The sequence below is a fragment of the Peribacillus sp. NPDC097198 genome (genome assembly GCF_044762055.1).
Taxonomy (GTDB): domain Bacteria; phylum Bacillota; class Bacilli; order Bacillales; family DSM-1321; genus Peribacillus.
The window spans coordinates 83081-97981 of sequence record NZ_JBIWDO010000009.1; the positions used below are offsets into that span (position 1 = coordinate 83081).

Sequence of the window (14901 nt, forward strand, 5' to 3'; positions counted from 1 at the left end):
GTCATGGTTTCACTGAAAAATGAGTCATTAAAAGAAAAAGATCTCAGCAAAAGATCTCGTCTTGTTGAAATAAAAAATTTGAAGAAGTATTTTCCTATCGGTTCCGATTCGTTGAAAGCTGTTGATGGACTGGACCTTACGATATTTGAGGGGGAGACTGTTGGTCTAGTTGGGGAGAGCGGCTGTGGTAAATCCACGGCAGGACGTACAATCACACGACTATATGAGCCGACAGATGGAGAAGTCCTTTTTCAAGGGAAAAATATTTTTGATTATAAACAGGGGGAAATGTCGAAAGTCCGTCGAGAAATCCAAATGATTTTCCAAGATCCGTATGCATCGCTAAACCCTCGTATGAAAGTAGAGGAACTAATAGGAGAACCTCTTGCCATTCATGGGATTTTAAAAGGAAAAGAAAAAAAGAAGAGAGTAGAAGACTTGCTAAAGCTGGTTGGTCTAAATCCTGAACATATCAGTCGGTTCCCACATGAATTCAGTGGCGGACAACGTCAGCGAATCGGGATTGCAAGGGCGTTAGCGCTAAATCCAAAATTCATTGTGTGTGATGAACCCATATCAGCTCTTGATGTATCCATCCAAGCCCAAGTAGTAAATTTACTCAAAGAATTGCAGAAGGAGATGGGGTTGACCTATTTATTCATCGCTCACGATTTATCAATGGTAAAGTATATCTCAGACCGTATTTTAGTTATGTACTTAGGTAGGATGATGGAACTTTCGGATAGTGATTCTCTTACTAAAGACCCGCTACATCCTTATACTCAAGCGCTACTATCTGCTGTACCTATTCCGGATCCTACAGTTAAAAGGGAGCGGATTGTTTTGAAAGGTGATGTACCTAGTCCAATCAATCCACCGAGTGGGTGTGTATTCCGTACACGTTGCCCAAAAGCCATGGAAGTGTGTTCCAGTGCCATACCAGAATGGAAAGAACAAAAGCCAGGGCACTTCGTTGCTTGCCATTTATACTGGTGAATCAAATAGCAAGACCGGTTGGCCTTTGTGCAACTGGTCTTTTTTACATCCAAGGGATGAATCTCAACTAAATAGACAGAAAAAATTAAGGACTCTTATACTTAATTCTATCTTTTGGGAAATCAAACATATAAAATGTTATTATATGTAAAAATATTATTCGGTGTCTTTATGCTCTGTGAGATAAGGAGGAATAAAAGTGTATTCTACAATAAAAGCTGAAATTGTTGATCATGTTATGATAATTACACTCAATCGCCCTGAAAGAATGAATGCTTTTAATGAAAAAATGTGTCAAGAGCTGATTCAAGTCTTTGATAAAGCGGATGAAAATGATGAAGTACGGGCGATTATAATGACCGGTGCCGGAAAAGGGTATTGTTCTGGTATGGATTTGGAAAAAGGCGTGGAAACATTTATGGACCATACTCCTTTAGTGGAATATCGAGATGCTGGTGGGGTCTTATCATTACGAATATTTGATATGAAAAAACCAATTATTGCCGCAATTAATGGTTCTGCTATCGGGATTGGAATCACTATGACTTTACCGATGGATATCCGGCTTGCTTCATCTGATGCGGAAATGAGCTTTGATTTTGCAAAGCGGGGAATTACGATGGAGGCCTGTAGTGGATGGTTCCTGCCAAGACTCGTGGGCATGGGTAAGGCAACTGAATGGGTGTTTACCGGTAGAATGATTTCTGCACGAGAAGCGTATGAAGCAAGATTAGTAAACGAAGTTGTCGAGCCTGATCAGTTGATGGCTACAGCCATGGGAATTGCCAATGAGATAGCGGTAAATACCTCTTCTATTTCTGTTACATTATCTAGGCAACTAATGTGGACGATGCTGGGGGCCAATCATCCCCATGAATCACATAAAATTGAATCTAAGATGCTCCATTGGACTGGGAAGCAAGCGGATGCACAAGAAGGGATTGGAGCTTATCTGGAAAATCGGAAAGCAAAATTTACGATGAAGAGCAGTACGGATATGCCACCGTTCTATCCATGGGGTGTCGAATGAATAGGAGCAATTTTGATAATATAATGAAGTAAACAGGCTTGTTATTGTACTTTTCGGAATAATTAGGGTTTCCGTTCTTAGTGTGTTATACTTTGGTTACCATTTACTAAACTTGTTTCGTGTACCCCATCAATTTGATGGGGTTTTTTTGATTTCTATAAAAAACAACAACAAAAATGGACTCTACGAGTAGAGTCCATTATATATGATGGATATTATTATGCTTTTTGAACGTTAGTAGCTTGGGGTCCACGTTGACCTTGCTCAACTTCAAAAGTAACTGATTGACCTTCGTCTAATGATTTGAAGCCTTCGCTTTGAATAGCTGAGAAATGTACGAATACATCGTCTCCGTTTTCGCGTTCGATGAAGCCGAATCCTTTTTCTGCGTTAAACCATTTTACTTTACCTTGTTCCATTTTTGTTGCCTCCTAGTGTGAATCCACACATTGTGTTACTACCCTTGCTCAATTTTCAGAAGGAAAGTGTTTCACTTATCAATCTTCAAGAACAAAAATAATTCTTTTTAAGAATAACAGATACTGTCGGATTTTGCAATGGATATAGTATTGATCCTTTTATTTACATGGTAAATCCCGTCAATAACCTTTTTTATAATTTAATAAATTGATTTCAGGGCTTTCACCAGAAAGGAAGTTCTTTAAATTCGGTATAAAGATTTCTTCAATTAGACGTTGATCGTAAAATTCAGTATTTCCTGAAGTGTGTGGAGTCATGATGACATTATCCATCTCCCATAATCGGCTAGTTTCTGGAAGGGGTTCAGTTTCAAATACATCAAGCCCCGCACCGGCAATCTGATGAGCGTCAAGGGCTTGTATCAATTCGGTTTCAATTACGATTGGGCCACGACCAACATTAATGAAGAAAGCAGAGGACTTCATCGAGTTGAACTCATCTGTGCCGAACATATTCCTTGTTTTAGAGGTTAGAGGTAAAGTGACGATTACGTAATCACATTTAGGAAGAACATCTTGTAATTGGTCCTGTTTGAACATTTCATCCACGAATTCTTCTGGCCTACCTGACTGGCGAACTCCGATGACCGTCATCCCGAAGGCTTTGGCAATCTTCGCCGTTTCTTTACCAATTTTCCCAACCCCTATGATTCCGATAGTCTTATTGTGAATTTCCTGTTTCATATGAGCGTGATGCCAGTTTTTTTTCTGTTGTTGTTTAACATACGTATCAATTTTTCTAGTGAAAGCAAGGAGTAAGCCGAAAATAGTTTCAGAAATAGGGTAGGCATGAACTCCATTTGCTGTCGTAATCTGAACATGATCTTTTTCAAGGATATCCAGTGGCAAAGCATTTACTCCTGCACTCCATGTCTGTACCCATTTTAAATTTTTTCCTTCCCCTTGTATAATGGGTTGCTTCATTTCTGCTTTCCAACCTGCAATTATTTCAGCTTCATGAATATGATTCTTCCATATCGCTGGATTTCTCCCTATTATAATATTCCACTCCGGAATCAACTCTTTAATTTGATTCAGCAACTGTTCATTCAAGTCCTGGCTTATAATGATTTTCCGCTTATTCATTTAAATCCTCCCATCTAATTCACTTTTCTGAATTATACGTAAACTTCTTTGGGAATACAATGATAGTGCCTTTTATAGGCTATTTATATGTGAGGGAAATTTGAAGAGGAGATAAAAACTTTGTTATTCACCATGATGGTTTATCACAGCGAACAAAATGTTTAAATATTCAATCGTTTACTATACAAAACGTCTAATGTAAAAAATCCGTTTAAAAAATATAATGAAAACAAGAAATATCTTTCGGATGGAATCAGAGGTCAAGAATGAAAAAGTGGGATCCAGCAACCGTAAAGAAAAAAGCGATTTATGGCTAAATACTCATACGAAATAGGGGTCGAAACATATCAGGTTCGACCTTTCTTTATAGAATAGAAAGGGGTGCAGAGGATTATGCAAGTTAAAAAAGAATTGAAGGATTTACAACAAATGGACGAAAAGTATATTTGGCATAATATGAAAGGTGCTGGACCAAATCCAGGAACGATGGTAGTTGAAAAAGGTAAAGGGGCTTGGATTACTGATATTGATGGAAATCGTTATCTGGATGGAATGTCTGGTTTATGGTGTGTCAATGTAGGATATGGAAGGGAAGAACTTGCTGAAGCAGCTTATGAACAGTTAAAGGAACTTCCCTATTCTCCTTTAACGAATAGTCATATTCCAGCTATTAAACTGGCAGAAAAATTGAATGATTGGCTCGGCGGTGATTATGTAATTTTCTTTTCCAACAGTGGTTCAGAAGCGAATGAAGCTGCATTTAAGATTGCAAGGCAGTATCATCAGCAAAAAGGGGAACATGGCCGTTATAAATTCATTTCTCGTTACAGGTCCTATCATGGGAATACAATGGGGGCGTTGGCAGCAACAGGTCAGGCACAGAGAAAATATAAATACGAACCGCTTGCTCCAGGTTTTCTTCATGTGACGCCTCCTGATTCATATCGAAATCCAGAGGACGAAAGTGGAGAGAAAAGTGCCTCTGAAATTGAACGTGCCATCACATGGGAATTGAGTGAAACTGTTGCTGCAGTTATTATGGAACCAATCATTACAGGTGGAGGTATTCTTATGCCTCCAGAGGGGTATATGAAGAAGGTTAAAGATATTTGCGATAAAAATGGCGTTTTGCTGATTTCAGATGAGGTGATTTGTGGTTTTGGTCGTACGGGTAAGAAGTTCGGTTTTATGAATTATGATGTACAGCCGGATATCATTACGATGGCAAAAGGGATTACAAGTGCCTATCTTCCTTTATCCGCAACGGCTGTCAAACGGGAAATATATGAGGCATATGTAGGTACAGAAGATTATGACCGTTTTCGGCATGTAAATACATTCGGTGGTAACCCTGCTTCTTGCGCACTCGCCTTAAAAAATATGGAAATCTATGAAAAAGAAAATTTGATTGAACGCTCGAAAGAACTAGGCCTTCGCCTTTTGCAGGATTTAGATGAAATGAAATCCCACCCTAATGTTGGTGACGTACGTGGTAAAGGCTTGTTAGTCGGAATTGAACTTGTAGAAGATAAGCAAACGAAAAAACCGATTGAATTATCCAAAATCAATAAAATTATTGCTTCTTGCAAGGAAAATGGATTGATCATCGGAAAAAATGGCGATACGGTAGCAGGTTTTAATAATGTATTGACACTAGCACCCCCGTTAAGTATCACCGAAGAGGATTATTCTTTCATCGTAACAACCTTAAAGCGAACTTTAGCTGAGTTTTAAAGATAGAAACGGAAATGTATTAAGGCGGAACAGAAGATATCTCATTCTGTTCTTTCTTTTTGTTTATTAGCCATTGGAAATGATATACTATAAAAAATATTTTGTTTAAGGGTGCTTAGCGTTAAGTTAGCTCTCTTGTAGAGTAAAGAGATACAGGCCATTTTTCTTTATTAAATTGATAGTTTGATAGCACTTCATTTGAATGGAAGGGGCTATCAACTTTTTTGGTTTAAAAAAATGGTCTTTTTGGTACATAATAAAAGTATGTAGACAAGAACTAGAAAAATGATTAACTCTCAGAAGAGGTGTGGTTCATGAACAATGAAGAAATAACGAAAAAATTAACTTTACATACGCCTGTTATTTTAGGCAGTGGGGACTTTGCAAAATATGCAGTTTTAGTACCGCTTATCGAAAAGGAGGATGGCATACACGTCCTGTTTGAAGAGCGCTCACATCAATTGAGAAGGCAACCGGGGGATATTTGTTTTCCTGGTGGAAGAATTGATCATCTTGATATGGATGAGCAGACGGCTGCCCTTCGTGAAACGTACGAAGAACTAGGTGTGGCAAAAGAGGATATATATAATGTATTTCCAATCGATTATCTTGTATCCCCTTTTGGGATGATTGTGTACCCATATGTGGGATTTATCCGAGGTGATCAACCATTGGCACCCAACCCATCTGAAGTCGAAACGGTCTTTACTGTTCCACTTTCGTTTTTCATGGAAAAGCCCCCAGAGATATATCATGTGAATTTTAAAGTCGAGCCATTAGAAAACTTTCCACACGATTTAGTTGTTGGTGGAGAGAATTATAAATGGCAACCAAGACAGACGAAAGAATATTTCTACCAATATGAAGGCCGTGTCATTTGGGGAATGACGGCAACCATACTTACCCACTTTATTAAAATTCTACGTTAGACCCTTCTAAAGCACCTTTTCTTTGTCAGTAAATCCAAATAAACTATATATATGGTAAAAAACGGTTTTTGATGAAGAGGGGGATGAGGGATGAGATACACGATGAGACGATTGGAAATTGAACGAGAACAATCTATAGCAGAGCTTAAAAAATATAAAGTGAGCCATGAGTACTATGATGAAATAAAAGATTTGAAAAGTCGGGAAATTTATTATCTTGGCGGTCCCTGGACTAGGGAACACTTAAACTCCTTGTTAAGAAGTTCTCATGTAAACCAGCCGAGTTACTCACCCCATCGTTTTTTATATCCATGGGTTGATCTTCAGGAAGATGGAAAGCTGAAAAGCTTGTATTCCGGTAAAGGTATGGATCCTGTCGAAGTCATAGAAGCAGATATTCGAGTTCTTGAACTGTTAACGAAAGGAAGTCAATCCTTTGAGGTTAATAGTATGTCTCTTAATTGTGAACATGTCGTTCCTCAATCATGGTTTAGTAAAAAAGAACCGATGAGAGGGGACTTACATCATTTATTTGCCTGTGAGCCAACTTGTAATAGTAGCCGCGGGAATTCCCCTTATCATGACTTTGTGGACTATTCCCCAGAACCTCAAGTACGAGGGATAAAAGCCGGATGTGGCAAAGCTGAAAAAGGAAAATTTGAGCCTGAATATGGAAAAGGAATCGTAGCGAGGGCCACTTTGTATTTTTTACTGCGATATGAAGGGATTATTGATCAAGAGAATATCGATATCAATCTATTATTGGACTGGCATCATCGTTTTCCGGTTAACTTATATGAAAAACATCGTAATCAGGCCATATTCGAAGTACAAGGGAATCGCAACCCATTTATCGATTTCCCCGAAATGGCAGGTGAGTGGACTTAAAAAGACGTTTGTTTTACGAACTAAAATATGTATGGACTTGATGTTAGGGTCTCTCTTGAATGTTATATTGAAAGAAGCCTACAGGATAATGAACTCAAAAAGGATTGAGCAGCTTCCACTGCCTCAATCCTTTTATTTTTTATATGGTATGAAAAGGGTTTAAAGAAACTTCACGCAAACTGGGAATGGAACTTGGATATCTTTTTGAAGTAACGTTAATTTACCATTTATATCATTTCGAGAAAACAACGTCAAGGTCCCTGATTCCTCATTAGAGGCAACAAGGAACTTCCCACTAGGATCAAGGGCGAAGTCACGTGGCCAGTGTCCTTCTGTTGAAACTAATTCAACCAAGGTTAGTTTTCCGGTTTTTTTATCGGTTTGGAAGACAGCGATGCTATCATGCCCACGATTTGCTGCATAAACGAACTCCCCATCCGCAGATATGTGAATCGCACTTCCTTGATTGTTTTCACGGAAATTTTCTGGGACTGTCCGGATGGTTTGCAATTCTGAAAAACTTCCATTTTGGGAATCGTACGCCAATACAATGACTTCAGGTGCAAGTTCTGTCATAACATAAGCGATTTTTCCATTAGGGTGGAAGGTTAGGTGTCTTGGCCCGCTTCCAGGGGTGACTGCCAAACTATTAACTTTTTCCAATACTCCATTATGTATTCCATATGTGTTTATTTGATCGATTCCAAGATCAACTACGGCAATGTATTTTTCATCAGGTGAAAAGCCTGCATAATGTGCATGTGCCTTTTCCTGACGCTCTTTGTTAGGTCCCATTCCGGTATGGCGTATCGTGGATGATACTGAAGCAGGTGTTGCGTCGGGGTTAAGTTTGTAAGCTTCGATAATCCCATCTCCGTAATTGGCTGTGACCAAAACATTTTTTTTGCTATCGATACTAATGTGGCAATAGGATCCATTAGGAGTTAGCTCCTTACCTAAGTAAGTAAGATCACCTGATCCTTCATCAATAGAGTATGCAGCAACACCGCCGCTGCCGGCCTCTTTTAAGATGGCGTACAAATGTTGTTTGTCTTCACTAATCGTTACATAAGTAGGATCCTTTAATTCAGCAGCAAGGACGGGCGTTGTAATCTTCCCTTCGTTACTATCAAGTGTGAAACGATAAATGCCTTTACTGTCTCCTTTCGTATAAGTACCGATGTATCCGGTAAAGGTTTGTTTCGGATTTTCCATATTGATTCCCTCCTAGAAAGATAATGAGTTTATTTTAACATACGATGAACTCATATATCTTTCCCCGAATTTAATGGAGTTGAATCTTAATTAACAATAAAATTTTGCTGAAACAGAAAAAGGTACTCGTTTACTGAAGATTTTATATGGTTTCGATTTTTTTAGATGTACTGGCTTGGTTTGATATATGTTGAAATGATGAAACTAAAAATAAGCCTTGTGTTGTTAATTTAATTTCAGGTATAACGGGAAGCGCTAAAAAAGCAAGCGTCAGGAATGGATTAAAGTGTCTGTTGGCACCAATCTTCAATAACGCGTGATTCATTTCCTTTAAGTTGTGTAAAACTTCCGCATACGTCCCTGTGCTCATTAGTCCAGCAATCGGAAGAGGTAGGGAGGCAAGAGTTTTACCATCTTGGATAATGACTAATCCTCCCTGCATTCTTTTTATTTCCTCAGCAGCTACCAGCATATCCTGGTCATTCGTACCAGCGATAATTAAGTTGTGCGAGTCATGGGAAACCGTTGTGGCGATTGCACCTGATTGTAGGCCAAGACCCTTGACGATTCCAAGGCCGATTTTTTTTGTCTTTTGATGCCGTTCTATAACAGCAAGCTTTACGTGATCCATGGAGGGGGAAAATTGAAATAGGCCATTTTGATTGAGAGCGACCGGTTCGATTATATGTTTTGTAACTAGACTGTTCGGTATGATTTCAATAAGGTTGGCAAGGGCATTGTGTAACGTTATATGAAAATCTATATCTGACAAATCTTGAAGGTGTACCGTCTGTGTTAATTCTTCCTCCAACTTGTTTTTCGGGGCTTCAGGGAAGTTCACTAACTGGCCATCTTTAGAAATTAGTTTGCCATCTTTAAAAACGGATTGAATTTGGATGGATTGGAGATCTTCGAATAATAGAAAGTCGGCTTTATATCCAGGTGCAATGGCACCATGTTCTCTTAACCCGAAGCATTCGGCGGCATTTATTGTTGCCATCTGAATCGCGGTCAGAGCGGGGATTCCTTCTTCTATGGCAATTCTGACATTGTGGTCAATGCTACCTTCAGTTACAAGATCATCTAGGTGGCGATCATCGGTGACAAATAAACAACGGCGGGAATTTTGTTCAGTAACGGCAGGGAGCAGATTTCGTAAGTCTTTTGCTACAGTTCCCTCCCGAATCATAAGATACATTCCTTTCCGTAGTCGGTCTCTTGCTTCCTTTGCGGTGGTGCATTCGTGATCGGTTTGGATACCGGCAGCCATATATACATTGAGTTGCTGTTCAGTAAGTCCGGCAGCGTGACCATCAATCTTTTTTTCATTCTTGTATGCATCGATGATTTTTTGAATCATATCATCATCTGCATTGGATACGGCTGGGAAGTTCATCACTTCAGCTAAACCAAGCACCCGCGGATTTTTGTAAAAAGAATATAAGTCTTCACTTTTTAAAACAGCGCCCGCATCCTCGAAGTCAGTTGCCGGAACACAAGATGGCATCATAAAGTAAAAGTCGAAAGGGAGGTGATCCGATTGTTCAATCATATATTGTATCCCTTTCCTTCCTGATACATTGGCGATCTCGTGTGGGTCCGCCACGACGCAAGTTACTCCATGTAAAAGTAGAACTTTGGCCAGTTCAGAAGGCCGTACCATGGATGATTCAATATGAACATGTCCGTCGATAAATGTAGGTGATACGTATTTACCTGCGGCATTTATTTCAGAGATTCCCTCGTAATTCCCAATACCTGCAATATAACCATCTACTATAGCAACGTCGCCAGTATAAATTTCCCCATTGAATACATCAATGATTTTCCCATTTTTAATGACGTAATCAGCAGGTATTCTACCTGCTGCAACGTCCATTCTCTTTTTCATTAAGTGTGATTTCAAAGAGACCTCCTCCTCATCTGGACTTAGGCTTATTGTCAGTATTCCACTTTAACTGCTTGAGATTCCCATGTCCGGAATGGTAAATCATGGTCGGTGAAATCTATACGATGCATGGCGATGGAGCGGTTTTCCATTGGGATCGCAAGCTCTTGATAAATAAAATCGTCATCAAACCCGATTTGAGCTGCATCTTGTTTTGTACAAGAATAATAGATTGCTTTAGGTCGTGCCCAATAAAGAGCACCAATACACATCGGGCACGGCTCACAACTAGTATAGATTTCACAATCTGTAAGCTGAAAGCTGTTCAGGTTTTTACAAGCATCGCGAATAGCTTGGATTTCAGCATGTGCAGTGGGGTCAAGCGCCGTAGTGACATTATTGCAGCCTCTTCCTATAATGACCCCATCTTTTACGATCACGGCTCCGAAAGGACCACCGTTTTGTTTCTTCACATTTTCAGTAGCCAGTTGCACTGCCATTTCCATGAATTTTATATTCATCTAAAACACCCCTTCGACTTATATTTAAAAGCTGTGTTATATTACATAACATGAAATTTATATATAATATAACATATTTAGGAAATCGTTGAACGCATTTTTGAAAATAATTTTTTAAATGATTCATTCTTGAGAAATTTATTATGGAAGAAATAATAAGGGAGGTAAAAAGGATTATGTATTGCGAGTCATCTCGGTAAAATCGTGAATTCATCAACTTCTCCATTGTAGTTTTTTAAAAAGTTGTCCATCCCCGTTTACATTTATACTTTTTTGAAACTTAATGAAAATTTGTTCGTAGAATAAGTGTAAGTGAATTTAAGGAAGAGGTGTTTTTATATGGAAAAAAGGTTGGGAGATTTAAATCAGGAGCAGATAAAGGGTCCTTCTTTGTTTGGAATGATTACAAGTCCTGTGGAACAATTCGAAAGAATCAAAAGCAAGCCAAAGATTTGGGTTCCAATGCTATTGATCACTTTACTTTTTTTAATTGGTACATATTTTTTAAGTCTATCATTAGACATCAATGAATTAATTGGGGAAGAAGTTCCTTCAGGGCAAGTTGAAATTGTTAAGATGGTTACTTTAGTTACCATGGTTATTACCGGTGTTCTTTCACCAGTGATATCGGTTCTAATTTCCAGTGCTGTTTTGCTAGCAGTGGCTAAAATCGCAAATTCAGAAGTGAGTTTTAAACAAATATTTTCAATGAAGACGTTTATTTATTTAATCACAGCTATAGGACTTTTTTTAAACGGACTTATACGTTTGCTGATTGGTGGAAATCCTGAAGTGTATGTTACGAGTTTGGCAGGTTTACTGAACTCGGATTCTAAGATTTTGGGAGTCTTTGAGGTCTTTACCATCTGGGCCACTGTTTTGATGGCCATTGGTCTAAATAAAGTGGCGAACCTCTCTAAGGGAGTAGCTGTGACGATAGCTATTATTTTTTTCCTATTTCAAATAGGTATGGCGTTCATCGGTAGTTTATTCTCGGGAATTAGTGGCATGTAATGAAAAAGATATGGATCATTATAGGAGTCAGTCTACTCATTGTAATAATGGTCACTGTTAGCGTTTACCGGCAGGTTTTGGCTAAAGGACCATCGGTCTCGGTGATAGTTCCCAAAATGGAGGATATTTCTTCCACCATCATGATTCCAGGTAGTGTAGCGATGGAAAATCAACAGACGGTTTATTTCTCCACAGAAAAGGGAGAACTTAAAAAGGTTGAAGTCAAAGAAGGTCAGAAAGTGAAAAAAGGTGATCTTCTGCTGACTTATGAAAATCCTCAGTTTGAATCTGAATTAGAACAAAACAACCTATCAAAAGAATCTGCTTATTTGAAAATCAATCAGTTAAAAAGGCAGAAGGAACAACTTGAAGAAAAGGAAAAACAACTAAGTAAACAAGTTGGGGATGATAGAGCAGAAGAACAATTAAAACCAGAATTCGATCAAATTGATACGGATACAAAATTAGCAGATATTGAGTTGAAACAGGTGCTTTTGAAGGAAAAACAGTTGAATGAACAGATACGGGATCTGAAAGTGGAGAGTAAGGTGGATGGTGTCGTGCTCACCGTAAGTAAACAGGTAGAGTCCTTAGCTGTAACAGGTACGGCTGAACCTCTTATCCAAATCGGCAATCTTGGTAACTTGCTAGTTTCAGGAGTTCTTTCTGAATACGACACATTGAAAATAAAGAAAGGGCAAAGTGTGAGTTTTATTTCTGATGCCGTTGAGGATGAGAAGTGGAGAGGAGAAATTGTGAATATACATTCCCTTCCTCAGAAAACAGATCTCAGTCAAGGGAATTCCCAGGCTGTCCAATATCCAGTAACGGCTAAACTAATAAGTGAAACGGATGTTTTAAAGCCTGGTTTTCAGCTTTTCATGGAAATTGAAACAGATAAAAAGAAGGCACTTGTACTCCCAATGGATGCGATTATCGATGAGGGTGACCGTATGTTCGTCTATATGGTGGACGGGAAATTCGTAAAAAGGAAGGAAATAAAGCCTGGTATCATTTCCAGAGAAAAAATCGAAGTAATCAAAGGCATAAACAAAAATGACCGAGTTGTTATCAATCCTTCGGATAAGATTGAAGAAGGAATGGAAGTGACGGTTGAATGATCGAGTTAAAAGGAATAACAAAAACGTATCAATTAGGTAAAGAGGATGTCCATGTGTTGAAAAACGTGAATGTCTACATTGAAAATGGAGAGTTCGTTGCGATTATGGGACCTTCAGGCTCGGGAAAGTCCACATTGATGAATATAATCGGATGTTTAGATCAAGCAACAACTGGAGAGTATTGGCTTTCGGGTCAAAATATCTCTGGTTATTCAGAAGACGAATTGGCTAGGGTCCGAAATACTTCCATAGGATTCGTTTTTCAACAATTTCAATTATTACCAAGACTAGTTGCTTGGAAGAATGTTGAGTTACCGATGATTTATGCCGGCGTTTCAAAAAAAGAACGTCAATTCCGTTCAGAAGAAGCATTAAAGAAGGTGGGACTTGAAGACCGAATGAGTCATCTACCGAATGCTCTTTCTGGAGGGCAAAAACAGCGTGTTGCTATTGCACGCTCCATTGTCACACAACCCCAATTAATTTTAGCGGATGAACCAACTGGTGCACTAGATTCAATCACAAGTGTGGCGATAATGGAACAATTCAGGAAGTTGAATGAAGAGGGAGTCACAATTGTTGTGGTAACACATGAAGCCGAAATTGCCGAATACGCTTCTAGGACCATATTTGTACGCGACGGTGAAATTCTTCCTGCTACCCTCATAGAAAGAGGGGAGGATTAATGAGTGTATTCGAAAATGTCACGATGGCTTTGAGTTCTCTAAAAGCTCATAAATTGCGTTCTATGTTAACGATGTTGGGCATCATAATTGGAGTAGCCGCTGTCATTATCGTAGTTGCAATAGGGCAAGGTGGGGAAGCGATGCTGAAATCGGAAATTGTAGGTCCGGGTAATACGGTTGAATTATTTTATCAGCCCTCAGAGGAAGAAATGCAGTCGAATCCGAATATTATCTATGAAGCTGCTTTTAATCAGGAAGATATCCGAATACTTGAAAATCTTAACGGTGTTAAACGGGTGGTTGCTTCAAGTTCAGAGTTTACAAAAGTTAGCCACAAACAGGAATCCATCGATAGTTCTGTGGTAGGCATAAATGATGCCTTTCTGGATTTAAATAGACTTAATGTGGCCAGTGGAAGAAATTTCACTTCTGCTGACTTTTTGGGTGGAGCGCGAGTTGCCATTGCAAGCCATACGATGCAAGAGGATTTATTTGATGGGAAATCACCAATTGGACAAGTCATTCGGATTGGAACGCAACCCGTTGAAATTATTGGAGTAATGGAAAAATCAACAGGGCTCCTTGCTTTTGATACAGTGCAATTGTATATGCCATCTAATACATGGAAAACGGTCTTCAGTAAAAATGATGTGACCTCTATTCTGTTGCAGGCAGAAAATACTGATCAATTGAACACTATCGGTAAAAAAGCCTCTGCCAAACTTAATTCTATTCACAATGCAGGGGAATCATATCAAGTTATAAATATGGAAGAAATCGCTTCGGCAATTGGTCAAATTACCAGGATCATGACTTTGATAATCGGTTCTGTTGCAGGCATTTCGCTCGTCGTGGGGGGGATTGGTGTAATGAATATCATGCTTGTATCCGTTACGGAACGGACTAGAGAGATTGGCATTCGTTTGGCGCTAGGAGCCACAAGGAGACAGATACTAACTCAATTTTTAATTGAATCGATCATCTTAACACTGATTGGTGGATTGTTGGGCATCGTTTTAGGGTGGATCGTTGTCACGCTAATTTCTCTTTTTGCGGGGCTTCCCTCTCTTATTTCTTGGCAGGTTGTCCTTGGCGGTGTAGCCTTTTCCATGACAATAGGCATTGTTTTCGGAATTTTACCGGCGAATAAGGCTTCCAAAATGAATCCGATTGAATCCTTGCGATATGAATAAGCATCTCGAAACTTGTACGTACTTGAGTACAGGTTTTTTTTCTTCTTTTCTCCTATCATGCTATTATTATGGTATACAATTATACCGGTAGGCTAACCTCCGTGTTGCACATGAATTGAAA

The 14901-nt window shown here is 39.0% G+C and carries 14 protein-coding genes; 9 read left to right on the top strand and 5 right to left on the bottom strand.

What is annotated here, in order from left to right:
• Positions 1-3 precede the first annotated feature (3 nt).
• Together ACIQXQ_RS16090 and ACIQXQ_RS16095 are read left to right on the top strand one after the other, a co-directional pair.
• On the top strand, positions 4-996 hold the full coding sequence (locus ACIQXQ_RS16090) for an ABC transporter ATP-binding protein (RefSeq protein ID WP_402868663.1): 993 nt from the start codon (positions 4-6) through the stop codon (positions 994-996).
• Positions 997-1195: 199 nt separating this feature from the next.
• Positions 1196-2026, top strand: a complete 831-nt coding sequence (locus tag ACIQXQ_RS16095; RefSeq protein ID WP_402958737.1) for an enoyl-CoA hydratase-related protein — start codon at positions 1196-1198, stop codon at positions 2024-2026.
• A 218-nt stretch (positions 2027-2244) separates the two neighbouring features.
• On the opposite strand, the gene ACIQXQ_RS16100 is transcribed toward ACIQXQ_RS16095, so the two are convergent.
• Both ACIQXQ_RS16100 and ACIQXQ_RS16105 read right to left on the bottom strand, forming a co-directional pair.
• Positions 2245-2445, bottom strand: coding sequence for a cold-shock protein (locus tag ACIQXQ_RS16100; RefSeq protein WP_071349777.1), 201 nt, complete (start codon positions 2443-2445; stop codon positions 2245-2247).
• A 180-nt stretch (positions 2446-2625) separates the two neighbouring features.
• Positions 2626-3591, bottom strand: a complete 966-nt coding sequence (locus ACIQXQ_RS16105) for a D-2-hydroxyacid dehydrogenase (RefSeq protein WP_402958739.1) — start codon at positions 3589-3591, stop codon at positions 2626-2628.
• Positions 3592-3984: 393 nt separating this feature from the next.
• On the opposite strand from ACIQXQ_RS16105, the gene ACIQXQ_RS16110 reads away from it, so the two are divergent.
• The 3 genes from ACIQXQ_RS16110 (at position 3985) to ACIQXQ_RS16120 (ending at position 7142) form a co-directional block, all read left to right on the top strand.
• Complete coding sequence (locus ACIQXQ_RS16110) at positions 3985-5325, top strand: aspartate aminotransferase family protein (protein ID WP_402868657.1); 1341 nt, start codon at positions 3985-3987, stop codon at positions 5323-5325.
• Positions 5326-5639: 314 nt separating this feature from the next.
• On the top strand, positions 5640-6254 hold the full coding sequence (locus ACIQXQ_RS16115) for an NUDIX hydrolase (RefSeq protein ID WP_402868655.1): 615 nt from the start codon (positions 5640-5642) through the stop codon (positions 6252-6254).
• A gap of 90 nt (positions 6255-6344) precedes the next feature.
• A complete protein-coding gene (locus ACIQXQ_RS16120) occupies positions 6345-7142 on the top strand; it encodes an endonuclease I family protein (protein ID WP_402958741.1) in 798 nt (265 codons plus the stop codon).
• Between the two features lie 159 nt (positions 7143-7301).
• Here ACIQXQ_RS16120 and ACIQXQ_RS16125 read toward each other — a convergent pair whose 3' ends face one another.
• From ACIQXQ_RS16125 to ACIQXQ_RS16135, 3 genes are all read right to left on the bottom strand, one after another.
• Entirely contained in the window at positions 7302-8363 is a 1062-nt protein-coding gene (locus tag ACIQXQ_RS16125; protein ID WP_402869853.1) for a lactonase family protein, read from the bottom strand.
• Between the two features lie 136 nt (positions 8364-8499).
• A complete protein-coding gene (gene ade, locus ACIQXQ_RS16130) occupies positions 8500-10263 on the bottom strand; it encodes an adenine deaminase (RefSeq protein ID WP_402958743.1) in 1764 nt (587 codons plus the stop codon).
• Positions 10264-10298: 35 nt separating this feature from the next.
• Entirely contained in the window at positions 10299-10766 is a 468-nt protein-coding gene (locus ACIQXQ_RS16135) for a nucleoside deaminase (protein WP_402958745.1), read from the bottom strand.
• Positions 10767-11105: 339 nt separating this feature from the next.
• On the opposite strand from ACIQXQ_RS16135, the gene yknW reads away from it, so the two are divergent.
• From yknW to ACIQXQ_RS16155, 4 genes are read left to right on the top strand one after another with little or no spacing between them, the layout of a single operon-like run.
• On the top strand, positions 11106-11780 hold the full coding sequence (yknW, locus tag ACIQXQ_RS16140; protein WP_402868649.1) for a YknW family membrane protein: 675 nt from the start codon (positions 11106-11108) through the stop codon (positions 11778-11780).
• Complete coding sequence (locus tag ACIQXQ_RS16145) at positions 11780-12901, top strand: efflux RND transporter periplasmic adaptor subunit (RefSeq protein ID WP_402958747.1); 1122 nt, start codon at positions 11780-11782, stop codon at positions 12899-12901. Before yknW ends, ACIQXQ_RS16145 begins: the two co-directional genes overlap by 1 nt.
• Positions 12898-13587, top strand: a complete 690-nt coding sequence (locus ACIQXQ_RS16150; protein WP_402868646.1) for an ABC transporter ATP-binding protein — start codon at positions 12898-12900, stop codon at positions 13585-13587. Before ACIQXQ_RS16145 ends, ACIQXQ_RS16150 begins: the two co-directional genes overlap by 4 nt.
• Positions 13587-14780: an ABC transporter permease gene (locus ACIQXQ_RS16155; protein WP_402868645.1), complete on the top strand. Its 1194-nt coding sequence runs from the start codon at positions 13587-13589 to the stop codon at positions 14778-14780. Before ACIQXQ_RS16150 ends, ACIQXQ_RS16155 begins: the two co-directional genes overlap by 1 nt.
• Positions 14781-14901 lie beyond the last annotated feature (121 nt).

Coding starts and splice junctions, on each gene's coding strand:
- ACIQXQ_RS16090 (WP_402868663.1), top strand. CDS start 4: ATGGTTTCACTGAAAAATGAGTCATTAAAAGAAAAAGATCTCAGCAAA.
- ACIQXQ_RS16100 (WP_071349777.1), bottom strand. CDS start 2,445: ATGGAACAAGGTAAAGTAAAATGGTTTAACGCAGAAAAAGGATTCGGC.
- ACIQXQ_RS16105 (WP_402958739.1), bottom strand. CDS start 3,591: ATGAATAAGCGGAAAATCATTATAAGCCAGGACTTGAATGAACAGTTG.
- ACIQXQ_RS16110 (WP_402868657.1), top strand. CDS start 3,985: ATGCAAGTTAAAAAAGAATTGAAGGATTTACAACAAATGGACGAAAAG.
- ACIQXQ_RS16115 (WP_402868655.1), top strand. CDS start 5,640: ATGAACAATGAAGAAATAACGAAAAAATTAACTTTACATACGCCTGTT.
- ACIQXQ_RS16120 (WP_402958741.1), top strand. CDS start 6,345: ATGAGATACACGATGAGACGATTGGAAATTGAACGAGAACAATCTATA.
- ACIQXQ_RS16135 (WP_402958745.1), bottom strand. CDS start 10,766: ATGAATATAAAATTCATGGAAATGGCAGTGCAACTGGCTACTGAAAAT.
- yknW (WP_402868649.1), top strand. CDS start 11,106: ATGGAAAAAAGGTTGGGAGATTTAAATCAGGAGCAGATAAAGGGTCCT.
- ACIQXQ_RS16145 (WP_402958747.1), top strand. CDS start 11,780: ATGAAAAAGATATGGATCATTATAGGAGTCAGTCTACTCATTGTAATA.
- ACIQXQ_RS16150 (WP_402868646.1), top strand. CDS start 12,898: ATGATCGAGTTAAAAGGAATAACAAAAACGTATCAATTAGGTAAAGAG.
- ACIQXQ_RS16155 (WP_402868645.1), top strand. CDS start 13,587: ATGAGTGTATTCGAAAATGTCACGATGGCTTTGAGTTCTCTAAAAGCT.